This is a genomic window from Gordonia sp. 852002-51296_SCH5728562-b (genome assembly GCF_001665475.1).
Lineage (GTDB): Bacteria > Actinomycetota > Actinomycetes > Mycobacteriales > Mycobacteriaceae > Gordonia > Gordonia sputi.
In genome coordinates this window covers 26,267-49,755 of sequence record NZ_LZMI01000069.1, presented here as the reverse complement: position 1 = coordinate 49,755, position 23,489 = coordinate 26,267, and the positions used below count along the sequence as shown (strand labels likewise).

Here is a 23,489-nt window from a genome sequence, read left to right as displayed (position 1 = left end):
CTGCAGGCGGTGGCTCCTCAGCGCTTGATCTCGAGGCGGTCCTCGAAGTCATGCTCGAGTGCGCGCCACGCCTCGGCCTCGTTGTCGAACGGTGCCGACGGTGCCAATCGCTTCGGGTCCGGATTGATCGCGTAGTCGACGAACCAGCCGAGCGGGGTCGTGCTCGCCAAGGCCTCCGAGACCGCGTCGTCGTCGGCGTAATCGGCTGCGTCGGAGAACAATTCGACGGCGAGGTCGAGTTGGTTGCGGTCGATGCGGCGCGGGCCGTCGAGGATGTCCTCGGCCAGTCCGGGCAGCACGTACACGTTGTCGTCGATGACGTCGAACTCGAGCGCCCCATCGGTTGCCTCGGTGCGGACGTCGGTGAACGTCGAGACGTCGGTGAGGTCGTGGTCGTTGTTCTCGGCGAGGAACTTCGAGAGTGTGCGCGGCGAGGTGAACACGAAGATCTTGCCACGTGTACCGAGGAACACGGGATCGTCTCCGAGGTAGCAGCGCAGCGAGAGGTACTCACCGGTCCCGGTGACGATCTTGATCGGATCGATGCCGACGCCCGCCCAGAAATCGTCGTCGTCGATGTCATCGAGGTCGTCTTCCTCGGAGTCGTCTGCGCCTTTCGCGGCTGTGACAACCGCCGCGGCCTCGGCGTCTTCGGAGTCGTCGGAGTCGTCGTCGAGCAGGTCGATGTCGTCGTCGGGTTCGTCCTCGTCCTCGGCCGACGCGGCGGCTTCGAGTTCGTCGGCGGCGACCGTGACGGCCGCAGCGTCGACGTCAGGGGTCGTGATGACGTCATCGATGGAGTCGAGGACGTCGTCCCAGTGCTTGGCGATGAGACGTCCGATGCGGACCCACAGGTCGACGCCGTCGCGGCCCTCGAAGTTGCGGGTACCGGTGGTCACCGCGCCGAGGATCGGATTGCCGTTGAAGAACTTGGTGACGGTGATCAGTTCGCAGACCTCGCCGAGGATGCGCACGATCTCGAGCGCGTCCTCGAGTTCGGCGATCACCTCGGGCGTCGGGTCTTCTGCCGCGAGCTCCGGCACACCGACGAGATCGTAGGTGTGGCGGTCGTCGGGGATCAGTTCGTCGGCCGAGAGCTGCTTGACGGTGTCCCACGCGGGATGCTCGACGAGGTCGTTGTCGGTGTCGGTGCGGACGAAGCCGACGAGCTCGGCGACGCCGGGGAATACGTACAGGTCATCGTCGAGTCCGAGGAATGCCTCCCACTCGTCGTCGCCCTCACGCCAGCGTGGCGCCCACAGGGTGAAACCGTTTCCGTTGGTGAGTCCGAGTTCGATGGGAACGATGTCTCCGGCCATGAGGCAACAGCGTAGCGATGATCGCTGTGAACTCGATACCTGCCCCGTCCGCCCGGGATCACTTCGGCCGGAAGAAGCCCTGGAATCCCTGCCCCGCATTGGTGGTACGCAACGGCGAAACACCCACCGGATCGCCGGCCTCCACAAGCTGATCGTTGCCGATGTACATGGCGACGTGTCCATCCCACACGGCGAGGTCGCCGGGCAGCAACTGATCCTGTGTGACCGCCATGCCTGCGGTGTCCTGTTCCTGCGCCAGTCGAGGAAGTTCGACGCCCGCCTGGCGGTAGGCCCACTGGGTGAATCCACTGCAATCGAAGCCGTCGGGCGTGGTGCCACCCCAGACGTAGGGCACACCCTGCTGGCTCAGTGCTGCACGGACCGCGGTGGCAGCGCGTTCATTCGGTGCGTAGGCGACCGAACCGTCGGGGAGAGTGACCGCTACGCCCTTGCTTGTCGGCGACGTTGTGTTCGCGGCGGGCCGCGAGCCGACCTGCGCCGGCGCTTCGTGGCGGCCGAGTTCGCTCATCGCTCTGGTGTCGTCGGCGAGGTCGGCCTGTGCACGCGACACGATCGACAGCCCGCGCTGCACATGGTCGACTGCGACCGGCACGATGGCCACCAGGCCTGCTGACGTCGACAGCGCGGGACCCATCGCGATAGCCGCACGCTCGAACGAATCGACCAGCTCGCGCAGCTGTCGGGCCGCGAGTTCGATTCGAGCACTTGCGGTTTCCACCAGTGTGGCAATCTGCCGTCCGTCGTCGTCGACGGCGGTCGAGGCGCGGGCAGTGCGTTCGGCTGCCGCTACGGCGCCGCGTGACCCGGTTCCGTGCCACCCGTTCTGCACCGCCGACGTCGCCGCTGCCGAGGTTCGACGCACCTCGTCGAGGTCGGTGCTCGCCGACCGGATCGTCGTGGCGGGGTTCTCGACGGGCAGCACCCCGGTACCGAGTGCGGTGATCAGGATGCGTAAGGGCGCGATGAGGATGTCGACAGTGATCATGGCAGGCGGAGCCCCATGTCGGAGGCGTTCGCGGCGTCGGCGTCGGAGTAGGCGACGGCGGCGGTCGTCGTGGTGGTGCCGATCCGATCGTGAGCGCCGGCAATGGCGTCGAGACGCTCGGCGCGGGCCTGCATCGTCGCGGATAGTGCCGCGAGGAACTCGGCTCCGATCACGCCGAACGTCGGTGTCAGCGCCGCGAGGTCGGTACGGCTGGCAACAGCGTGTGCGGCGACACGGTGCTCTGCGGTGCGCTGGGTGCCCGCGTAGGCGTCGAGTGTGCCGGTGTCGAGTGAGGTTCGTTGGGAGGTGAGGGTTGTCATGCGAACTGAGACGGCGAGAAGCCCCGATCGGTTCCATCGAATTGCGTTCTCGTGGCTGCCGGACAAGCGCGCACTGCCGGTGGACGCGCCCTAGAGTGATCCGCATGCAGGTACAGATCGTCGAACATCCGCTTGCCGCGGCCCGGCTCACCACGTTGCGCGACAAGACAACCGGTAACGCGGAATTCCGTGCTGCGCTGTCGAGTCTGACGCAGATGCTCGTGTACGAGGCGTTGAGCTCTGCGAAATCCGCGGTCGTCGAGATCGAGACGCCTTTGCAGCCCTACACGGGGTCAAAACTCGAATGTGCGCCGCTCCTCGTTCCGGTCCTGCGCGCGGGGCTCGGTATGGTCGAGCAGGCACTCGCGATGGTGCCCGAGGCGCACGTCGGATTCGTGGGTATCGCGCGCGACGAGGAGACCGCCAAGCCGGTGCCGTACCTCGAATCGCTGCCCGACGATCTGTCCGGGTTCCCGGTGTTCGTCCTCGATCCGATGCTCGCCACCGGCGGATCGATGCTGCACACGATCGAACTCCTCGTCGCACGCAACGCGACGGACATCACCGCGGTCTGCGTCGTTGCTGCTCCGGAAGGTGTTGCCGCACTGGATGATTCGGGGCATCCGGTACGACTGGTGGTCGCTTCTGTCGATGACGGACTCAACGAGGCCGCCTACATCGTGCCCGGACTCGGCGATGCGGGCGACCGCCAGTTCGGCCCTCGCTGAGGACCCCACATGGAGGACGCAGCGGGGATGTCGACGCCGAAGCGCGTTACGCGGCCGTCGCCGACCAGCGACCTTCGTGGCGTCGGACAGAGACCGGGTGGTCGAAGCAGGCGCTGATCTCGTCCGAGGTCAGCGTCTGAGCAACGGGTCCCGACGCCGTCACCTCGCCGTCGCGGAGCAGCATCGCGTGCGTCGTCGAACTCGGCAGATCCTCGAGGTGATGGGTGACAAGAACGCTGGCGAGGCGATCGACGTCTGCGCGCAGGCGGTCGATGGCCGACAGCAGACGTTCGCGCGCGGCGAGGTCGAGGCCAGTCGCGGGCTCGTCGAGCAGCAAGAGCGCGGGACGTGGCATGAGGGCCCGCGCGATCAGCGTGCGACCCCGCTCGCCCTGGCTCATCACCGGCCACTCGGAGTCTGTGCGGGCACTCATACCCAACATCTCGAGCAGGTCGTCGGCGTGGCGATGCTCGTCGTCGGTGTAGACGTGGCGGCGGTCGAGCTCCGGGGTGTTGGTGAGCCCGGTCAGCACGACGTCGTGTGCGGTGATCGGCACGTCGATACGCCAGCGCGGGTCGACGTGACCGATGTGGGTTCGCAACTCGCGCATGTCGACCCGACCGAGCCGACGGCCGAGTACATCAACGGTTCCGGTCGTGGGATGACTGCGCGCGCCCAGGATCGCCATCAGCGTCGACTTGCCCGCGCCATTGGGTCCCAACAGTGCCCAGTGCTCGCCCGGCGAGACCGACAGGTTGACGTCGTGCAGTAGTTTTCGTCCGCTGCGGACGACGTCGACCGATGAGGCGTTCAGGACTGGCGCGTCGGGGGAGGTCACCAATCAGTTGTAATCCAGCGATCCCGACGCCCCGTCACGGGGTATGGAGGCGCAGGTCAGGATGCGCTCCAGTACGCGCTCATCGGCTCGGTGGCGATGGTCTCGCCGTTCTTCTCGATGTCGAGTTGGCTCGGCCCCACGACGTAGGTCACGTTGCCGTTGGTGGCGCTGTAGGTGTTGCCGCTGCGAGTCGGATAGCCGACCTCGACGGAATTTCCGTCGGCGTATCCCTTGTAGTACCAGCGTCCGGACTGCGAACCGACCTGGCAGATCACGATCTGCGAGCGATTCGTCTGGGCGATCACCATCGCCGGGTCGTCGGCCGCGTTGCAGCGCGGACCCCCGGTGAACCCCTGCCAGTCGGTTCCCGCGATGTCGGGGGTGGCGTGCGGGGTCGTGGGGCTACCCGTGTCCTGGTTGCCGTTGTTCTGGCTCCCATCGTTCTGGTTGCCATTGTTCTGGGATTCGGTGGGGCGAGTGCCGTTCTGGGCACCACCGGAGCCGCCCGTGGTGGTCGCGGGTCCGACGCTGGCCGGTGCCCCGGTCGTCGGCACAGCTGAACTCGACGCCGCCGCCGAGCTCGAATCGTCGCCTTCGAGACGCGGGAGCAGGATGAGCGTGGCCAGAACGACGCCGACGACGAGGAGGACTCCCGTCACGATCGCGATGATCACCGCCGGAGACGACCACGGCGACCGCTGCGGGGGCAGCTGGGGGTAGGTCATGCGGAGCATTCCTTCCGTCGGTGACCCGTTGCCGGACTGTGGTGTCGATCAGGTGCGGCCGTACTCGGCGAGTTCGGCCGCGACACGCAGCGTCATGTCGTCGAGCAGATGGACCAGTGCACGGGTATCTGCACCGTATGTCGTTTGCGCGGGCGATTGTGTTGCCGACACCACGAAACCGGGAGGTGTCGTCATTTCGATGTAGTACTTGAGCTTCGGCTCGGTGCCGGAGGGGCGTGCCATCACCCGCACCGACATCCCGTCACCAGCCACCCCGCTGAGCGCGATCGCGTCCGTGCGCAGGCCGTCGTCGCGGCGGGCGTAGTCCTCGGCGGTCACGGCGATGCCTGCCAGTGTGCTCGGCGGTGAGGTGCGTAGACGGTCCATCAGTGCAGCGATCACGGTGGTGTCGTCGACGCGCACCGAATGTTGGCGCGTCACATGCACGCCGTGTGTCTCGTAGAGCGACACGAGCAGGTCGGCCACTCCGACGTCGTCGCGTCGACAACGGTCGGCCAACACGGCCAATGCCACCGCCGCGCTGATGCCGTCCTTGTCGCGCACCGCGTCGGGGTCCACACAGTGCCCGATCGCCTCCTCGTAGGCGTAGCGCAGCGGTTCGCCCGCGCGCACAAGCCATTTGAAGCCGGTCAGCGTCGTGACATGACGTGCGCCCACGCGCCTGGCGATCTTCTCCAGCAGACTGCTCGACACCAGCGTGCTCGCAACGACCGGTGGCGAGCCGTCGGGGCCTGCGGCGGCGTCGGAGAGGATGAACGAGCCGAGCAGCGCACCTGTCTCATCGCCGGTGAGCATCCGCCAGGTGCCGTCGACGCGCGTGCCCACCGTGCACCGGTCGGCGTCGGGATCGAGTGCGATCGCAATGTCGGCTTCGACCTTCTCCGCGCATGCGAGCAGTAGGTCGCTTGCCCCCGCCTCCTCGGGATTCGGGAAGGCCACGGTGGGGAAGTCCGGGTCGGGGTCGAACTGTTCGTCGACGACGTGGACGTCGGTGAATCCGGCGCGCGCAAGGGCATCGACGGCGAGCGCGCCGCCGACGCCGTGCATCGGCGTCAGAGCGATCCGCAGTGAGGCGTCGGCGACCATCGGGAAACGGGTGCTGATGCGGTCGAGGTAGCGGCCGACGATCTCGTCGGCGCGGGGATCGTGCACGACGTCTCGGCGAGGAACGTCGACGGCGTGGGGCGATGCGGCGATGAGTTCCTCGATCTCACCGTCGGCCGGCGGAACGATCTGGGCGCCCCCCGCAAGGTAGACCTTGTAGCCGTTGTCGCCGGGCGGATTGTGGGATGCCGTGATCTGGACACCCGCGACGGCGTCGAGATCGCGACACGCGAACGCCACCAGCGGCGTCGGACCCGGCGCGGGAACCACGACGACGCGGAAGCCTGCCGCCGCGAGGACCTGCGCCGCCGCAGCGGCGAACTGCTCGGAACCATGACGGGCATCACGACCGACCACGACCGAACCGCCCCGGTGTCCGTGCTCGATCAGCCACGCGGCAAGGCCCGCCGTCGCTCGGGTGACGACTGCGACGTTCATTCCGTTGGGGCCCGCGCGCACCGGGCCACGCAACCCCGCGGTGCCGAACCGTAGCGGTGCGGCGAAACGCTCGGCGAGGTCGGGGCCGTCCAGTGCGGAGAGTTCGGCGCGGGTTGCGGGATCGGGATCGGCGGCGATCCACGCGGCGACCCACTCGTCCTCGACTCCTTCGCTCAGGTCCATGACTCCGTCTCTCGCGTCCTCGACTCCGCCACTCACGCCGCGCCGAGTTCTTCGATGATCGCGGCGAGCAGCGTGCCCATTCGTGCCGCCGACGCCCGCCCGACCTCGAGAACCTCGGTGTGGCTGAGCGGTTCTCCGGTGATCCCGGCCGCGAGGTTGGTGACCAGCGAGATACCGAGAACCTCCATCGCCGCCGCGCGGGCGGCGATCGTCTCGTGCACCGTCGACATCCCGACCAGGTCGGCGCCGATGGTCCGGAGCATCCGGATCTCCGCGGGGGTCTCGTAGTGGGGTCCGGGTAGTCCCGCGTACACCCCTTCGGCCAGCGACGGCTCGATACCGCGGGCGACGGCGCGCAGGCGCGGGGAGTAGGCATCGACCAGATCGACGAACTGCGCACCGACAAGCGGCGAGCGCGCGGTGAGATTGAGGTGGTCGCTGATGAGGACCGGTTGGCCGACGGACATGTCGTCGCGCAGGCCGCCCGCCGCATTGGTGAGCACGATCGTGCGGGCACCGGCCGCAGCCGCAGTGCGTACCGGGTGGACGACGCGGGCGAGGTCGTGGCCCTCATAGGCGTGAATCCTGCCCAGCATCAACAGGACTCGACAGTTTCCGATCCGCACCGAGTGGATGACGCCGCCGTGTCCTGCGGCCGTCGGCGGCAGGAAGCCGGGGATGTGCGCCATCGGCACGGACGCGATCGGTGCGCCGAACGCCTCAGCCGCCGGGGCCCAGCCGGACCCGAGGACGACCGCGACGTCGTGTGTGGAGGCATCGGTTTCGGCTGCGATGGTTGCTGCCGCGGAGATGGCCGCGGCGTCGGCGTCGACGGTGGGATCCATGGGCATCACACTAGGGGCATCCTGCGTGCGGCGTGTGACCAGGCGATAAGGTCGACCCATGCCGTATCTGTCTGACGCAGCGCAGTCCGAGAATCCCGATATCGCCTACCTGTACCTCGGGTCGCCGGGTGTCGAACTCGACGAGAACAATCCCGAGAACCGGTTCAGCCCTGCGTGGCTCGACGCGATCGAAGGCCTGCTCGACGAGATCGCGGCGGGCCCGGCCAAGGGCCTGGTGATCACCTCGACAGGCAAGTTCTTCACCAACGGACTCGATACCGACTTCGTCTTCGCCAACGCGTCGGAGCTGCCCGCGTACCTCGACCGGGTGCATGCGCTCTACGCGAAGGTCCTGACGCTTCCGCAGTCAACGGTGGCAGCGGTCAACGGTCACGCGTTCGGTGCGGGCGCCATGCTCGCGCTGTGCGCCGACTACGTGGTCATGCGCACCGAACGTGGCTTCTGGTCGCTCCCTGAGGCAGCGTTGAACATGCCGTTCCCGCGCGGGATGGCAGGACTGCTCACCACGCGCCTGCCGGATCGCACCGCCACAGAGGCCATGCTGACCAGTCGCCGCTACGGTGCGGCCGACGCCGTGACGGCGGGCATCGTCGACGACGCTGTGGCGGCCGACGACCTGCTCACGCGGGCGAGTGAGGTCGCCGCTGAGCGTACGGCGGTCGCCGGGCCGAACCTCGCCAACGTCAAACGGGCACTGCGGCAGCACCTTCTCGCCGATCTCGCGGCCCCGACCCCTGCAGCGCTGCTATGAGCGACGGCGCGTCGATCATCGACGACTGGTGGGCGGCTCACCGCGCCGACGTCGTCGGCTGGCGGCGTGCCATTCACCAGCAGCCCGAGTTGTCTCGGCAAGAGGTCAAGACCACCCAGATGGTCATGGCGCTTCTCGGAGAAGTGGGCCTGAACCCCACGCGTCTTCCGCTGGGCACTGGTGTGGTCTGCGATCTCGGCCCGACGACAAGTCAGCGCATCGCGCTCCGTGCCGACATGGACGCGCTGCCCATCACCGAGCACACCGGATTGCCGTTCTCGTCGACCGTGGAGGGTGTCTCGCACTCGTGCGGCCATGATGCGCACACCGCGATCCTGATCGGGGTGGCCCGGCTGCTCGCGGCCGTGCCGTTGCTACCGGTCGGTGTGCGACTGATCTTCCAGCCCGCCGAGGAGGTCATGCCCGGCGGTGCGCTCGACGCCGTCGCCGCCGGAGTGACCGAGGGCGTCAGTCGGATCTTTGCGCTGCACTGCGATCCCCGACTTCCTGTCGGCTCGGTCGGCCTCCGAGCCGGCGCGCTGACATCGGCGGCGGATCACATTGAACTGCAAATACATTCGCCCGGCGGGCACACATCGCGCCCGCACCTCACCGGCGACATCGTGTACGCGATGGGTACGGTGATCACCGGACTCCCCGGTGTGCTGTCGCGCAGGGTCGACCCCCGCTCGGGCACGGTCATGGCGTGGGGTGCGGCGCATGCGGGCAACGCGCCCAACGCGATTCCGCAGGAGGGCATGCTGCGGGGCACCGTCCGCACCGGGGACCACGGCACGTGGGACGAGTTGGAACCGTTGGTGCGCAGTGTCGTCGGGCAACTGCTCGGCCCGCTCGGAGTCTCCTACGACCTGTCCTACTTCCGTGGAGTGCCGCCGGTGGTCAACGACGAGACCGCGATCGCGATGTTGGCGAAGTCGGTATCGACGCTAGGGCCACAGGCCATCGCGGACACCCCGCAATCGCCTGGGGGAGAAGACTTTTCGTGGTATCTCGAGCACGTTCCGGGTGCGATGGGCAGGCTCGGCGTGTGGGACGGGCTGGGGCCGCAGATGGATCTGCACCAGCCCAACTTCGACCTCGACGAGCGCGCACTCGAGGTCGGCGTGCGCACCCTCGCGGGCGTCGTGCTCGACATAGGCTGAGCACGCCCGCCCCGCGTCGGGCCCGCGGCGTCGCTCAGGAGTCGATGGGGCCGGGTCCCGGTCCGACGTTGCGCGCCTCGCGCAGCCTGATGTCCTGCACGTAATCAGCTGGGGCGCCTGCACTTTCGGCCGCGTCGGCCATCACGCCGAGGTAGCGCGCCGACGGCAGTCCGCCTTCGAAGGCGTCCATCACGTAGAGCCACGCGAGGACGGGGCCGTCGGAGGTGTCGACGCGCGCACGGATCTTGCGGTGGATGCCGAGTTCTGAGCCCTCCCACCGGTCGAGGGTGGCCTCGTCCTCGTCGGGGACGTCGTAGAGCACGACGAAGACCTTGGCCTCGGGATCGTCGCGGTCCTCGGTGACCGTCGCGAGCGATCCCTCCCAGCCGATGTCGGCGCCGGCAAAGGTGAGTCGCCAACCACGCAGCCAGCCGGTCCCCGACATCGGGGAGTGCGGCGCGCGCTCGGTCATCTGATCCGGACTCATGTTGGACCCGTACGCGGCATATATCGGCACGTCGGGAAACTCTAGATGGTCGCGGCCCGTCACGAAAGCGGACGGTGAGCGACGCGACTCGCCCGGTGACGGCGTGGACGTCGGGGTGGGACTAGGTTGGAGGTGTTGAGCGGTGCCTCTATGCGCCGTACCCGATGGCCCCTCTCACCGAACAGGAGTGTGCTCTGTGACCAGGATCGTGATCATCGGCGGTGGCCCCGCCGGCTACGAGGCGGCGCTGGTTGCGGCAGCGTACGGCGCCGACGTCACCCTGATCGACTCCGACGGCATCGGCGGCGCGTGTGTGCTGTGGGACTGCGTGCCGTCCAAGACCTTCATCGCGTCGACCGGTATCCGAACCGAGGTTCGGCGAGCCATCGATCTCGGCATCAACCTGCGCACCGACGACGCGCTGGTCACGCTGCCGCAGATTCACCAGCGCGTCCGCGACCTCGCGTTCGCGCAGTCGGCAGACATCCGCGACAGGCTGCTCAGCGAAGGCGTGACACTCGTGTCCGGCTACGCCTCGCTGGAGGAGACGCACCCCGGCATCGCGTCGCACCGCGTCGTGGCGACGCTGCAGGATGGCACGACCGAGCACTACGACGGCGATGTCGTCCTGATCGCGACAGGCGCGTCGCCGCGCGTCCTGCCCGACGCCGCGCCGGATGGCGACCGCATCCTGACGTGGCGCCAGCTCTACGACCTCGACAAGCTGCCAGAGCATCTCGTCGTCGTCGGCTCGGGTGTGACGGGTGCCGAGTTCGTGCACGCCTACACCGAACTCGGAGTGAAGGTGACGCTCGTTTCCAGCCGCGACCGCGTGCTGCCCGGCGAGGACGAAGACGCTGCGCTGGTCCTCGAGGATGCGCTGGCCGAGCGCGGCGTCGAATTGGTCAAACATGCGCGTGCCGACAAGGTGGAGCCCACCGGCGACTCCGTGACCGTGTACCTCGCCGACGGCCGCACGGTGACCGGCTCGCATGTGCTGATGACCGTTGGTTCGGTCCCCAACACGGGGGAAATCGGTCTCGACCGTGCGGGAGTCGCGACGGACAAGGGCGGCTACATCACCGTCGACCGGGTGTCGCGCACCTCTGTGCCGGGTATCTACGCGGCGGGCGACTGCACCGGGTTGTTCCCGCTTGCCTCCGTCGCCGCCATGCAGGGTCGCATCGCGATGTATCACTCGCTCGGCGAGGGCGTGAGCCCGATCAAGCTGAAAACCGTTGCCTCCGCGATCTTCACGCGTCCGGAGATCGCCACCGTCGGCGTCTCGCAGCAGGCGATCGACGCCGGCGAGTACCCGGCGCGCACCGTGATGCTGCCGCTCTCCACCAACCCGCGCGCCAAGATGAGCGGTCTGCGGAGAGGCTTCGTCAAGATCTTCTGCCGCCCCGCGACCGGTGTCGTGATCGGGGGTGTGGTGGTCGCACCGACGGCGTCGGAGTTGATCCTTCCCATCGCCTTGGCCGTGCAGAACAAGCTGACCGTCGGCGATCTCGCCCAGACGCTCTCGGTTTATCCCTCGCTCTCGGGTTCGATCACCGAGGCCGCGCGACAGCTCGTGCGGCACGACGACCTCGACTGAGTTCTCTCGGCGTGCCCGCGGCGAAGGGCCAGCGCAGGTTGAGTTGGTGCACAGGCTGGAGTTGGTGCACAGGCGTGAGAATCCTCGGCCGCGCGCGGCGATGTCGCGGTACCGTTTCGGCGAGATCACGCGACGACTGACGGGGGGGTACGCGTGTCGGGTCGGTACTACGAGCATCCCGATTTGCCCGCGGTAAGCACTGGTACAGGCTCTCGGAACAGCTACCTGTTCAACGACGGGGGTGCTCATGCGACCAGCAACGGCCGCACTCCATGGGCTTCGATGAGTGTCGCCGAGATCCTCGCGAAGATCGAGAGCATCACCGACAGCTCTGCCAGCGGTGACGCGAACGCCATTCAAGCCGCGCTCGACGCTGTCGGGAAGGTCGTGAAGAGTCTGACGAGCGCCTTCGGAGACGACACGATGCTCGGGCGTGCGGCCGACGGAAGTACCGCGGCGGGTGCGGGTGTCGGCAAAGCCATCTCAGCGGCGGCCGAGTCCGTCCGGCCCGCGATCGACGCACTCGCGCAGGCCCAGGACGTCCTCACCGCTACCTCTCAGCAGGCCGGTGCTGTCAGGCATGCGGCCGCGCAGATCCGCGCGCATCCCGAGGATGCGTCGACGTTGCGTGCGGAGGTCGTGTCGTTGATGGAAGGCGTCTACACGAACCCGATGGTCAGCGTCCAGACGTGGCTACCCGAACTGCCGGCTGCGTCGTCGGATCCGATGGCGGGCAGCGACTCGGGCCAGGGTGTCGTCGCCGGCACCGGCGCGGGATCGGGGCGCACGCAGTCGGGCAACGTCGCCGATTCCGACCTGAGCGGCTCCGCCGGACCGGGATCGAGCGGCGAGGTCTCGACCTCGCCGTCGACGCCGGCGCCTGCGTCCCCCGCTGCGGGTGGAGTGGGCCCCGGCGGACCGTCGAGCTCCACCGGAACGTCGGCGGCAGGCACGGCCGACGCTGATGCCGACCGGCTGACGCGAGGAGGGTTCGGCAGCGCCGACTCTGCCGCGGCGAGCACACCGGTGAGCGGTATCGGTGGACCCGGTGCAGCGGACTCCGGGCGGACGGGATCGCTCGGCGCGGGTCGTAGCGGATCGTCCGGTCTCGGCGCAGGTCAGGGCGTCGGCGCCGGTTCGGGGAGTGCACTTGCGCCATCACTCGGCGCATCGCGACCGCCTGGGTTGGGCACCGCGCCGTCGACGCCTGCAATGTCGGCGAGCCCGAGTGCGGGACCTGCGATGCGGTCGGGTCCGAACTCCGCGATGCCACCGGCGTCGGGTGGCGGTGCCCGCGACCGTGGCGACAACAAGCACCAGTCGGCCCGCTACCTCAACACCCGTGAGCACGGCGAGGAGATCGTCGGCGACCTCCCGCTCGTCGGTCCGCCGGTGATCGGCGACTGGACGCCGCAGTCGATGCCGCCGCTCGATCCCGCTGCCGACACCAGCGCGAGCGAACCGAAGGTCGATGCGCAGCGATCCGGTGCGCACGCTGAGGCCTCTCGTGAGCGGGGTGCGGGCCGATGACTCCGAACGCCACCGCCGGTCGGATCGACAGGTTGTCGCCTGACGTTCGCGGTCTCGCCGACCGCATTGCCGACGACGTCGTCGACGATGCGCTCGGCCGACTGGCGGTCGTCGTTGTCGACGTCACCGACATCGGTGGGGTCGAATCGGTACGCGACGCGATGACCCAATGGCAGACCACTGGTCGGGTGTCGAAGGACACCCGCAAGCGACTCGACGCCGCGATGGTGCAGCGTGATGTCGACGGCCTCGCTGCGCACCGTGCGGGCGATGCGTTCACCCAACGGGTTCACTTTCGCGCTGCTCGCGGATTGACTTGTCTGGCAATCATTTTCGACGCCGACATCGTCGCTCGGCGTCGTATGCGAGAAGCGGTGTACGAGGCGTCGGTCGCTCTGGGTGGCAGCGCGGGTGTGGTCGGCGTGCTGGTCGACTTCACCCGACCGGGTGCCCGCGTGCCGGTCGGCGCGCCGTATCAATGACCGGTGAACCCCCGTGGTGTCGATTAGTCTCGGCTCATGGAGACGGAGTTCAATCCGGACCGACCAGCTGACCTTGGGCCGCTCTACCGCGAGCAGGCGTGGCGTCGGCTGGGTACCGAACAGTTCGACATCGTCGTCATCGGCGGTGGTGTCGTCGGCGTCGGAGCGGCTCTCGACGCCGCGACGCGTGGCCTGCGGGTCGCGCTCGTCGAGGCGCGAGACATCGCTTCGGGCACGTCGAGCCGCTCGTCGAAGATGTTTCACGGCGGACTGCGTTATCTCGAACAACTCGAGTTCGGGTTGGTGCGTGAAGCGCTCCACGAGCGCGAACTCTCACTCAGCCTGCTGGCCCCGCACCTGGTCAAGCCGTTGCCGTTCCTCTACCCGCTCACGCATCGCGTCTGGGAACGTCCGTACGTCGCCGCGGGGATCTTCCTCTACGACACGATGGGCGGCGCCAAATCGGTGCCGGGCCAGAAGCATGTGACGCGGTCGGGTGCGCTCCGCGTGGCGCCCGCGTTGAAGCGTGATTCGCTGATCGGCGGCATCCGCTACTACGACACCGTTGTCGACGACGCCCGGCACAGTCTCACCGTCGGGCGCACCGCCGCGAACTACGGTGCGGTGATCCGCACGTCGACGCAGGTGGTCGGATTTCTGCGCGACGCCGACCGCATCATGGGTGTGCGCGTCCGCGATACCGAGAACGGTGAGACCGCCGAGATCAAAGCGCACTGCGTGATCAACGCGGCAGGCGTGTGGACCGACGAGGTGCGGGCACTGTCCAAGCAACGCGGGCGGTTCAAGGTCCGGGCCTCCAAAGGCGTACACATCGTGGTGCCGCGCGATCGGATCGTGAGCGAGACGGCGATCATCTTGCGGACCGCGTCCTCGGTGCTGTTCGTGATCCCGTGGGAGACGCACTGGATCGTCGGCACGACCGACACCGACTGGCACCTCGATCTCGCGCACCCGGCCGCGACCCGCGCCGACATCGACTACCTGCTCGAACGTGTCAACGAGGTGCTGGTGACACCGCTGCGTCACGACGACATCGAAGGCGTCTACGCCGGGCTGCGACCCCTGCTCGCAGGCGAGGACGAAGCGACGTCGAAGCTTTCACGCGAGCACGCGGTGGCCGAGATCGCGCCGGGGCTCATCTCGATCGCCGGTGGCAAGTACACGACGTACCGCGTGATGGCCGCCGACGCCGTCGATGCCTGCGTCGATTTCATCCCGACACGCGTTGCGCCGTCGATCACCGAGCGTGTCCCGCTCATCGGCGCCGACGGGTACTTCGCGCTGATCAACCAGTGCGAGTCTCTCGGCGAGAAGTACGGACTGCACCCCTACCGGATCCGTCGACTGCTCAACCGGTACGGATCGCTGATCGACGACGTGTTGTTCTACGCGGCGGATGATCCGTCGCTGCTGCGTCCACTCGAGGCCGCGCCGCAGTATCTGCGCGTGGAGGTCGTGTATGCGGCCGTCGATGAGGCGGCACTGCACCTCGAGGACATCCTGGCGCGCAGAACCAGGATCTCGATCGAGTACGCGCATCGCGGCGTCGACTGCGCTCAAGAGGTCGCCGACCTCGTCGCGCCGGTTCTCGGCTGGGGCCCTGAGAAGGTGGCGTTCGAGGTCGAGACCTACAAGGCGCGGGTCGCCGCGGAGATCGCCTCACAACAGCAACCCGACGACGAATCGGCAGACGCGCTGCGTGCCGCTGCACCTGAGTCGCGGGTCGACATCCTGGAACCGGTGCCGATTCCGGACTGAATGGCACGCTTTCGCAACAGGACCAAATGCCCTTCGCCCGGCGCCTCGGCGGCGTGACAATGGATTCATGAGCAGAGGAGACGCCATGGTGCACAATCCCATTCACGAGCTTCCCGTCGACGAGGCATGGGCGCTGCTCGCCACCTCCGACGTCGGAAGGATCGCGTTGAGCGTCGGTGGCCAGCCCGACATCTTTCCCATCAACTATTTCGCCGGTGACGGTCGCGTGTTGATGCGCACAGCGGAGGGCACCAAGCTCGCCGAACTCGCCGTCAACGGCAAGGTGGCCTTCGAGGCCGATGCCTACGACGACGACGGCGGGTGGAGTGTCGTGGTCAAGGGGTCGGCGCGAATTCTGACCACCGGCGCCGAGATCGCCAAGGCCGACGAGGCCCCGTTGCGCCCGCTGATCCCGACGTTGAAGTACAACTACGTCGAGATCGTGCCGGACGAGGTCAGCGCGCGTCGCTTCGAGTTCGGGCCAGAGCCGGAGCGGTATCCGGTCTAGGCGCCGACGTTCAGCTCTGGCACCGCGGGCAGTAGTAGACGACCCGATCCTCGCTGGTCGAGTCCGGCCGGTCGCGCCAGAACTCGCGGGCGATGAGCGTTCCGCATCGTCGGCACGGTTGCCCGATTCGTCCGTAGACCCAGGTGCGCGCATTGTGTCCGGTGCGACCGGTGGTGGTGCGTGCCGTGCGAAGCCTGTTGGCCCACAACATTCTTCGGCACAGGTCGACGAGTGGTGGCACGTCGACGTCGGCGACGAGTCGGTCGGGTCGGACACCCCGGAGGAAGCACGCCTCACACCGGTACACATTGCCGACACCTGCCATGAGCCGTTGGTCGAGTAGCGCCTCGCCGATCTTCGCGTCCGGCCGTGCCTCGATGTTGGCGACGGCGCGCGCGGCGTCGAAGTCGTCGGAGAGAAGGTCGGGTCCGAGGTAGTCGAGGTCGGCGGCGGCACGGGGAAGTAGCTCGAGAATCCCGAGTTCGAAGCCGACGGCCTCGTACCCGTTTGCCTGCAACACGATTCGCGCCTGATACGCGGGTCGGCGCCACTTGGTGCCGACGCGATGTACGTGCCACACGCCTTCCATCTTCAGGTGGCTGTGGATGCTGACGCCATCGGGCGCCGACGTCGCAGTCGCCGCCGCGGGCACGACGTCGATGAGCAGATGTTTGCCCCGGGAGCGGACCGCGGCGACCCGTCCGCCGCGCAGGTCGGTGGTGGCCAGCGACGGAATGCGAAAGTCGGTGCGCTCCAACGTGGTCTGATCGAATGCGCGACGGAGACGGTCTGCGGCCTGGTAGACGGTGTCGCCCTCAGGCATGCTGTCCGTATCGCATTCGGAGGCCGCGGGGAGTGGTCGCGAATCCGGCGCCGACGAGCACCCGCTGCAGGTCGGAGCGCAACGCGGTGACGCCGTCGATGGAGTCGATGGTCAGGCGGGCGACACGACCGGCCCGCACGATGTCGGCGAGCGCTGCTGCCATGGCCTCTAATGCGGGGACGTCGTCGCTGAAGGTCAACACGGTCTTCCCGCCGCGTTCGACAAATGCGACGAGTTCGCCCTCGACGAGACATACGAGGGCGCCTGGTTTGCGGCCCGGTCGATGCCCGCCTGCGCCGGGCGTCGTGTCTGGCCAGGGCAGCGCTGCCCCATACGGATTGGCCGGGTCGGTGGCGGCCAGAACCGTCGCGGTGTTCGGTGCGCGGTGACTGCCCGGTGCGTCGTCGGTCAGGGCGTGGCGGCGCAATTGGTCGACGGTGGAGGTGCCCGCGAACTGGGCACCGCCGAGGCCGTCGACGTAGTAGCCTCGTCGCACCTGGCCGCTGTCTTCGAAGATGTTGAGCGCCTTGTAGATTCGTGCGAATCCTCCGACGACGTCCTCCGCCGTCACGCTGCCCCGGGTGACGACCCCGTAGCGTGCGAGCAGTTGGTCGCACAGGGCCTGAGTCGCGACAGTGGTCTCGAGCAGCGCTGTAGGGGTTGCGAACCAACGACCGGTTGCCGTGGAGGGCGTCGTGGCGCCGCCTGTCTGCGAGAGGAGATGCCGCGTGCTCAACCGTCCGGGCCGCAGGCGCGGAGCCTGACCGCGCGATCGGTGTGACGGCATGGACCGACTCGACGACGAGGTGCGGCGAGGCGCCTGCAACGCACGGACCGGCGCAAACGTGTCGTTGCTGACGTGACCGGCCCAGACGAGGTCCCACAGGGCGTCCTCGACCTGCTGGCGCGTCGCGGTGGCGCCCGGCGATGCTTCGCTCTCCGTCGACGCGTCGTCGAGCAGTTGGGCGAAGCGCAGTCCGCCCCCGGTGCCGAAGGTGTCGAGGAGGCGGGTGTGGATCTCGGTGGTGTCGATCTCGACCTCGGTCGGTACGAACAGCGGTGCGAGGTCGGCGGGGAAGAAGCTGATCCAGCCGTCGGTGGAGCCGATCCGGCCGTGACCCGCCCACATGAAGTCGCCGCTGGAGAGGAGTTCGTCGAGCATGGCCGGCCGGTAGTCACTGATCCTGCTCGGCAAGATCAGCGACTCCCACGCCGACGCCGGGAGCTGATGGCCCGCCAGTTGGTCGAGGACCGCCGCGAGTCCGTCGACTCCGGTGAGCCTTTCGTCGTCGGCGACGTGCTGCCACGCTCCGAGAAATCTGGCGAAGGTCGGGCCGTCGACGGGTGCGACGTCGGCTCGGCTCGCGGCAAGTGAGCCTCGTCGGATCTGCCCGAGCACGTCGCTGTGACACCACTGTGTGGTCCACGCGGGGCTGCCGTCGGGGTCGTCGTCGGTGGCGGGTAGAAAGTCGCCTTCGACGACCTTGCGTTCGGCGGCAAGGCGAATCAGCGTGTCGCGCACCACCGCGGGTGCCATTCCGATCGACTCGGCGGCCTCGTCGACGGTGAACGGGCCGTGCGTGCGCGCGTACCGATGGACGAGATCGCCGACGGGATCGGGAACAGACTCGGTGAAAGCTGCCGGAACACCCAGTGGCGCAGGAACTCCCAAGCCGTCGCGCAGGCGTGCGGTGTCTTCGACAGCGGCCCAGAGCGGCACGCCACGGATGCTCACGGAGATGATCGCGCCACGCCGATGCAACTCGGTCAACACGTCAAGCGCCGCAGGGCTGTCGTCGTCGCGCCGATACCGCAGCGCCACCTCGTCGGTCGTGAGCGGACCGAGCCACCGCAGCAGGTCGGCGATATCCTCGGCGTCGCGTGCCTTGCGGTGCTCGTCGAGGCGTTGCAGCCGTGCGACCACGGCGGCGATGACGGCGGGATCGAGCAGTTCGCGCAGGTCGACGCGCCCGAGTAGCTGTGCGAGGAGCGCGGTGTCGAGGGAGAGTGCTGCGGCGCGACGTTCGGCGAGCGGGGCGTCGTCGTTGTACATGAACGCTCCGACGTAGCCGAACAGCAGCGATGCCGCGAACGGCGACGGTTCCGGGGTCTCGACCTCGATCAGCCGAACACGTCGCGATCGGATGCGAGTGAGGAGGTCGGTGAGCGACGGCAGGTCGTAGACGTCCTGCAGGCATTCGCGGACCGTCTCCAGGATGATCGGAAAGTCGGGGAATTGCGATGCGACGGAGAGCAATTGGGCGCTGCGCTGGCGCTGCTGCCACAGCGGTGCCCGACGGCCGGGGTCGCGGCGGGGGAGTAGCAGGGCTCTGGCCGCGCACTCCCGGAATCGTGAGGCGAACATCGACGAGTCGGCGAGGGCGTCGGTGACCATCTGCTCGATCTCGTCGGGATCGACGACGAAGACTGCGGCGCCCGGCGGTTCGTCGTCGGTGTCGGGGAGGCGCACGATGATGCCGTCGTCGGATGCGGTGACCGCACCGTCGAGTCCGAGGGTGGCCTGCAGGCGGGCGGAGATCGCCGACGCCCACGGCGCGTGTACGCGTAAACCGTAGGGGGAGTGCAGGATCAGGCGCCAGTCGCCGAGCTCGTCGCGGAACCGCTCGATGACCAGGGTCCGGTCGGTCGGTACCTGTCCGGTCGCGTCGCGCTGCTCGGAGATGATCGACGCGAGGTTGTCGCGTGCGTACTCGCTGAGCCCGAGTTCTGTTGCCTGACGGTCGAGTTCGGCCTCGTCGGCGATGGAGCCGACGAACTTCCCGATCGCCGCGCCCAGTTCGGCCGGGCGTCCCTGTGCGTCGCCGATCCAGAACGGGAGGCGGCCGGGCTGACCGAATGCGGGTGAGACGAGTACGCGGTCGTGGGTGATGTCCTCGATTCGCCAACTCGTCGCGCCGAGCGCGAAGACGTCGCCGACGCGCGACTCGTAGACCATCTCCTCGTCGAGTTCGCCTACGCGGCTGGACTTTTCGCCGACCATGAACACACCGAAGAGCCCACGGTCGGGGATGGTGCCGCCAGAGGTGACCGCTAGTCGTTGCGCACCACGGCGACCGGTCAGTGTGCCAGCATCACGATCCCAGGTGACACGTGGACGTAGTTCGGCGAACTCGTCGGAGGGGAAGCGACCCGAGATGAGATCGAGTGTCGCCTCGTAGATCGACCGGCTCAACTCCCGGTACGGCGCAGCGCGGCGGACGATCTCGTACCACTCGTCGACCTCGAGCACGTCGAGAGCGGCCGCGGCGATCGTCTGTTGCGCAAGCACATCCAGTGGACTGCGCGGTACCTGCAGCTCTTCGATTGCGCCCGCACGCATCCGCGAGACGGCGACCGTGCAGCCGATCAGGTCGGTGCGATGCTTGGGGTACAGAACCCCCTGACTGATCTCGCCGACCTGGTGGCCCGCGCGTCCGATCCGCTGCAGCCCGCTGGCCACCGAGGGTGGTGTCTCGACCTGGATCACCAGATCGACCGCGCCCATGTCGATGCCGAGCTCGAGTGAACTCGTCGCGACCACACAGCGCAGGCGGCCGCTCTTGAGGTCGTCTTCGATCTCGGCGCGCTGCTCCTTGGAGACCGACCCGTGGTGTGCGCGGGCCAGGACAGTCGCGGCGCCGGTGGTGGCCCCCGAGGCCATGACCATTGCGGGTGCGCCGCCACCGACGCGGTCGTTGCGTGGTGGTTCGCGGCCAGGCTCGGTGCGTTGCTCGTGGATCTCGTTGAGCCGCGCGGTGAGACGCTCGGCGAGCCGTCGAGAGTTGGCGAACACGATCGTCGTACGGTTGGTCTCGATGAGATCGACGATCGACGCTTCGACGTAGGGCCAGAGCGAACCCGCGGTCGGCGAGAACGCGTCGTCGAGCTCATCCGCATCCGGTGCATCCGGTGGCGGCGGGATGTTGGCCATGTCGGGTACCGGGACGTCGACGCGGAGGTCGAAGGTCTTCGACGCCTTTGGCCGCACGATGGTGCACGGACGGGAGCCGGAGAGGAACTCAGCGACTAGCTCGGGCGGGCGGACCGTCGCCGAGAGTCCGATGCGTTGCGCCGGAGAGTCGAGCAGTTCGTCGAGGCGTTCGAGCGACAGCGCCAGGTGCGTGCCGCGTTTGGTGCCTGCGACGGCGTGTACCTCGTCGACGATCACCGTCTCGACCGTGGTGAGCGCTTCCCGTGCCGACGAGGTGAGCATCAGGTAGAGCGACTCGGGCGTGGTGATGAGGATGTCGGGTGGCGTTTTGGCGAGGAGTCGACGCTGGGCGGCGGGGGTGTCGCCCGAGCGCACGCCGACGGTGATCGACGGTTCGGTGATCCCGAGTTCCTGCGAGGCGCGTGTGATGCCCGCCAGTGGCGCGCGCAGGTTGCGCTCGACGTCGACCGCCAGTGCTTTGAGTGGGGAGATGTAGAGGACGCGCGTGCCCTTGGACCGATCGGGGCGGGCGGCAAGTGAATCGAGTGCCCAGAGAAACGCCGACAGGGTCTTGCCCGAGCCGGTGGGCGCGATGACCAGGGTGTTCTCGCCGTCGGCGATGGCTTTCCACGCGCCCTGCTGGGCGGGTGTCGGCGCGGGGAAGGCGCCGCCGAACCACCGACGCGTCGGGTCGGTGAAGCGGTTCAGGATGGAGGACGAGCTGGGCACTCTTCCATTGTTCCGCACGGGTCTGACAGTGCGGTGCGACGTGCTGGTCCGGCGGCGAGAACCTGGTATAGAGTCGATCCACGCTGGTTGCCAGGAACCCGGTGAGAATCCGGGACGGTCGCGCCACTGTAAGTCCGACGGGAAGCGACCTGTCGCGACGAGTCAGGACGTGGCAACCAGGCCACATTGCTCCACGTCAGGGACGCGTCATCCCGGAAGGAACCCTCTCAATGGTTGCCACCTCATCACAGGCCGAACGTCGGCCCGCTGCGCTCGCCGTACCGAATCTCTCGGTCGCTTCGGCCGCGCTCTGGCTCACCGCCACTGTGCTCATCGCCGCGCTGGCCTACTACTTCATCGGGTACGACCAGGGCGCCTGGTCGGTGTTCGGCAGCGACACCCACATCCACGAGTTCGTGCACGACTCCCGCCACTTCCTCGGCTTCCCCTGCCACTGATCTGACCCGGGAGACAACAGAACAATGGAGAAGAAGTTCGTCGGCGCGGGCCTGCTATCAGGCCTGATCGCCGGAATTTTTGCGTATGTGTTCGCTCGTATCTTCATCGAGCCGGTGGTCGCCAAGGCGATCGACTACGAAGAGGGTCGCAGCCACGCCGAGGAGATGCTCAGCGGCGAACACGGCCACGAGCACGAGGTGTTCACCAGGTCGGTGCAGGAAAACATCGGGGCCGGGGTCGGCACCGTGATCTTCGCGATCGCGATGGGCGCGTTCTTCGCGGTCGGGTTCACGGTCTTGTGGACCTACCTCGGACGGCGATACCCCGCGACCGATCCGCGCTGGGCGGCGGCCGCGCTCGGCGCGCTCGGATTCGTGGCCTTCTTCGGCGTCCCGTACTTCGCCTATCCGGCCAACCCGCCGGCTGTCGGCAACGACGAGACCATCGCCGACAGGTCGAGTGCCTATCTCACCATCACCGTGGTGTCGGTAATCGCGATCATCGCGGCCGTCGTCTTCGCGCTGTGGCTGCGTCCACGCATCGGTGGGCTGCTCGGTGCGATCGCGGGCGGCGTCGGCTACCTGGTAGTGGTCACCGTCGCGATCGCGTTGCTGCCGAGCTTCGACGAGGTACCGACGCCGGTCACCAACGACGCGGGCCAGATCGTGTTCCCAGGTTTCCCGGGCGACGTCATCGGCGACTTCCGCGTCTACGCGATCGCCAACCAGGTGATCCTGTGGACGGTGCTCACCGCGGTGTTCGCGCTGGTCCTGGGCGCGATGTCGCGCTCGCGGTCGTCGAAGCAGGTTGTCGACGACCCCGCGACGCAAACGGTCGCCTGACGCTCCTTTAAACGCGGCTCGAGTTGGCAGGCGCGGCTGGTACACCAGCCGCGTTCGCAAGTTCGGGCCGCGTTTGGCTTATCCGGACAGCACGCAGTCGCCGCACACGGCTGTGCGATCGCCCGATACCTGGTAGATCAGGCAGCAGCTGCGTCGTCGGAAACTCGGTCCGGCCCGCAGGTATCCGCCCTCGATGTCGGGGCGTGCGAGGAAAAGGTCGGCGTGGCGTCGGGCCGCGTCGGCGAGTTCTGGCCGGGCGGTACCGATCATGCGCACCGCCGAGTTGATCGCCGACGCGATGTTGCCGCCGAGGACGTGTGGCCCAACCGGGTACGACGCGTCGAAGAGTGCGGTGAGGTCGTCGACGGCGCGAGGGAACCCGTCGTCGAGCGCAGGCTTCGCGTCGACCGTCACGACGGATAGGGGGAAGGGCCCGCCGAGATGGTCCTGCCACCAGACGTCTGCGGGGTCGAGGGACAGGCGGGTGCCGATCACCGCTGCAGCGAGCGCCGGTGCAAGCAGCCTGGCGACGAGACCAAGGTGAGTCACCGACGCCGCGACGCGAGGTGAGACGTTCGACGCCGCGCCCGCAGCCAGAGCCTTCCGGACCCTTTCGACGCGGCTGTCGATGCGTCGTGGATTCGCCAGTGCCGCAGCCAGAGTCGACCACGGCCCGTCGACTGGTGCCGCGGCTGCGTGGGTGTCGGTCGCAAAGAACGGTCCGAACTCGGCGAACACGTGATCGTTCACGCTCTCTGCCTATCTCATCGACCGCTCGCGCGTCCAGCGAGCCCGCGAGGGCCGCCGCTGGACAAGTTGGGATCGGGGCTGACACAGTATGGAACGTGTTCTAATTT

21 protein-coding genes and 1 riboswitch are annotated in these 23,489 nt (G+C 67.9%); of the genes, 10 read left to right on the top strand and 11 right to left on the bottom strand.

Annotated elements, in window-relative coordinates; genetic code table 11:
- Positions 1-17: 17 nt before the first annotated feature.
- Genes A5766_RS13010 through A5766_RS13000 form a run of 3 tightly spaced genes read right to left on the bottom strand, consistent with a single transcriptional unit; the run spans position 18 to position 2,645 of the window.
- Positions 18-1,319, bottom strand: coding sequence for a hypothetical protein (locus A5766_RS13010; protein WP_064864259.1), 1,302 nt, complete (start codon positions 1,317-1,319; stop codon positions 18-20).
- Positions 1,320-1,377: 58 nt separating this feature from the next.
- A complete protein-coding gene (locus A5766_RS13005; protein ID WP_005207853.1) occupies positions 1,378-2,325 on the bottom strand; it encodes a C40 family peptidase in 948 nt (315 codons plus the stop codon).
- Positions 2,322-2,645, bottom strand: a complete 324-nt coding sequence (locus tag A5766_RS13000; protein WP_064904993.1) for a type VII secretion target — start codon at positions 2,643-2,645, stop codon at positions 2,322-2,324. The genes A5766_RS13005 and A5766_RS13000 overlap by 4 nt, the downstream gene beginning before the upstream one ends.
- A gap of 104 nt (positions 2,646-2,749) precedes the next feature.
- On the opposite strand from A5766_RS13000, the gene upp reads away from it, so the two are divergent.
- Entirely contained in the window at positions 2,750-3,373 is a 624-nt protein-coding gene (upp, locus tag A5766_RS12995; RefSeq protein ID WP_039856600.1) for a uracil phosphoribosyltransferase, read from the top strand.
- A 46-nt stretch (positions 3,374-3,419) separates the two neighbouring features.
- On the opposite strand, the gene A5766_RS12990 is transcribed toward upp, so the two are convergent.
- The 4 genes from A5766_RS12990 to A5766_RS12975 are packed head-to-tail and all read right to left on the bottom strand — an operon-like array spanning position 3,420 to position 7,527.
- Positions 3,420-4,214 (bottom strand): ABC transporter ATP-binding protein, encoded by a 795-nt coding sequence (locus A5766_RS12990; RefSeq protein WP_005207850.1) that lies wholly within the window; start codon positions 4,212-4,214, stop codon positions 3,420-3,422.
- Between the two features lie 53 nt (positions 4,215-4,267).
- Positions 4,268-4,936: a hypothetical protein gene (locus tag A5766_RS12985; protein ID WP_039856599.1), complete on the bottom strand. Its 669-nt coding sequence runs from the start codon at positions 4,934-4,936 to the stop codon at positions 4,268-4,270.
- 48 nt (positions 4,937-4,984) lie between these two features.
- Complete coding sequence (locus tag A5766_RS12980) at positions 4,985-6,682, bottom strand: phospho-sugar mutase (RefSeq protein WP_064905002.1); 1,698 nt, start codon at positions 6,680-6,682, stop codon at positions 4,985-4,987.
- Between the two features lie 32 nt (positions 6,683-6,714).
- Positions 6,715-7,527, bottom strand: a complete 813-nt coding sequence (locus A5766_RS12975) for a purine-nucleoside phosphorylase (protein ID WP_039856598.1) — start codon at positions 7,525-7,527, stop codon at positions 6,715-6,717.
- Between the two features lie 58 nt (positions 7,528-7,585).
- Between A5766_RS12975 and A5766_RS12970 the strand changes: the two genes are divergently transcribed.
- Both A5766_RS12970 and A5766_RS12965 read left to right on the top strand, forming a co-directional pair.
- Positions 7,586-8,299 (top strand): enoyl-CoA hydratase/isomerase family protein, encoded by a 714-nt coding sequence (locus A5766_RS12970; protein WP_005207846.1) that lies wholly within the window; start codon positions 7,586-7,588, stop codon positions 8,297-8,299.
- A complete protein-coding gene (locus A5766_RS12965) occupies positions 8,296-9,462 on the top strand; it encodes an amidohydrolase (RefSeq protein WP_005207845.1) in 1,167 nt (388 codons plus the stop codon). Before A5766_RS12970 ends, A5766_RS12965 begins: the two co-directional genes overlap by 4 nt.
- A 34-nt stretch (positions 9,463-9,496) precedes the next feature.
- Here A5766_RS12965 and A5766_RS12960 read toward each other — a convergent pair whose 3' ends face one another.
- The gene (locus A5766_RS12960; RefSeq protein WP_039856596.1) at positions 9,497-9,979 is read right to left on the bottom strand and encodes a gamma-glutamylcyclotransferase; all 483 of its coding nucleotides are present in this window, start codon (positions 9,977-9,979) and stop codon (positions 9,497-9,499) included.
- Positions 9,980-10,145: 166 nt separating this feature from the next.
- Here A5766_RS12960 and A5766_RS12955 point away from each other — a divergent pair, with 166 nt between their 5' ends.
- The 5 genes from A5766_RS12955 (at position 10,146) to A5766_RS12935 (ending at position 15,848) form a co-directional block, all read left to right on the top strand.
- A complete protein-coding gene (locus tag A5766_RS12955) occupies positions 10,146-11,549 on the top strand; it encodes an NAD(P)H-quinone dehydrogenase (RefSeq protein ID WP_005207843.1) in 1,404 nt (467 codons plus the stop codon).
- A gap of 282 nt (positions 11,550-11,831) precedes the next feature.
- Positions 11,832-13,079 (top strand): hypothetical protein, encoded by a 1,248-nt coding sequence (locus A5766_RS12950; protein WP_141630927.1) that lies wholly within the window; start codon positions 11,832-11,834, stop codon positions 13,077-13,079.
- A complete protein-coding gene (locus tag A5766_RS12945; protein WP_005207841.1) occupies positions 13,076-13,561 on the top strand; it encodes a hypothetical protein in 486 nt (161 codons plus the stop codon). The genes A5766_RS12950 and A5766_RS12945 overlap by 4 nt, the downstream gene beginning before the upstream one ends.
- Before the next feature lie 36 nt (positions 13,562-13,597).
- Entirely contained in the window at positions 13,598-15,340 is a 1,743-nt protein-coding gene (locus A5766_RS12940) for a glycerol-3-phosphate dehydrogenase/oxidase (RefSeq protein WP_005207840.1), read from the top strand.
- 85 nt (positions 15,341-15,425) lie between these two features.
- Positions 15,426-15,848, top strand: a complete 423-nt coding sequence (locus A5766_RS12935) for a pyridoxamine 5'-phosphate oxidase family protein (protein WP_005207839.1) — start codon at positions 15,426-15,428, stop codon at positions 15,846-15,848.
- 10 nt (positions 15,849-15,858) lie between these two features.
- Here A5766_RS12935 and A5766_RS12930 read toward each other — a convergent pair whose 3' ends face one another.
- Positions 15,859-16,671, bottom strand: a complete 813-nt coding sequence (locus A5766_RS12930; protein ID WP_064865173.1) for a DNA-formamidopyrimidine glycosylase family protein — start codon at positions 16,669-16,671, stop codon at positions 15,859-15,861.
- Complete coding sequence (locus tag A5766_RS12925; protein ID WP_005207837.1) at positions 16,664-21,331, bottom strand: ATP-dependent helicase; 4,668 nt, start codon at positions 21,329-21,331, stop codon at positions 16,664-16,666. Before A5766_RS12925 ends, A5766_RS12930 begins: the two co-directional genes overlap by 8 nt.
- Positions 21,332-21,384: 53 nt before the next feature.
- Positions 21,385-21,539, top strand: a riboswitch (cobalamin riboswitch).
- Positions 21,540-21,561: 22 nt separating this feature from the next.
- On the opposite strand from A5766_RS12925, the gene A5766_RS12920 reads away from it, so the two are divergent.
- Positions 21,562-21,789, top strand: a complete 228-nt coding sequence (locus A5766_RS12920) for a CbtB domain-containing protein (RefSeq protein ID WP_005207836.1) — start codon at positions 21,562-21,564, stop codon at positions 21,787-21,789.
- 24 nt (positions 21,790-21,813) lie between these two features.
- Positions 21,814-22,632 (top strand): CbtA family protein, encoded by an 819-nt coding sequence (locus A5766_RS12915; RefSeq protein ID WP_005207835.1) that lies wholly within the window; start codon positions 21,814-21,816, stop codon positions 22,630-22,632.
- Positions 22,633-22,710: 78 nt separating this feature from the next.
- Here the strand turns inward: A5766_RS12915 and A5766_RS12910 are convergent, their stop codons facing one another.
- The gene (locus tag A5766_RS12910) at positions 22,711-23,382 is read right to left on the bottom strand and encodes a (2Fe-2S)-binding protein (RefSeq protein ID WP_005207834.1); all 672 of its coding nucleotides are present in this window, start codon (positions 23,380-23,382) and stop codon (positions 22,711-22,713) included.
- Positions 23,383-23,489: the final 107 nt, after the last annotated feature.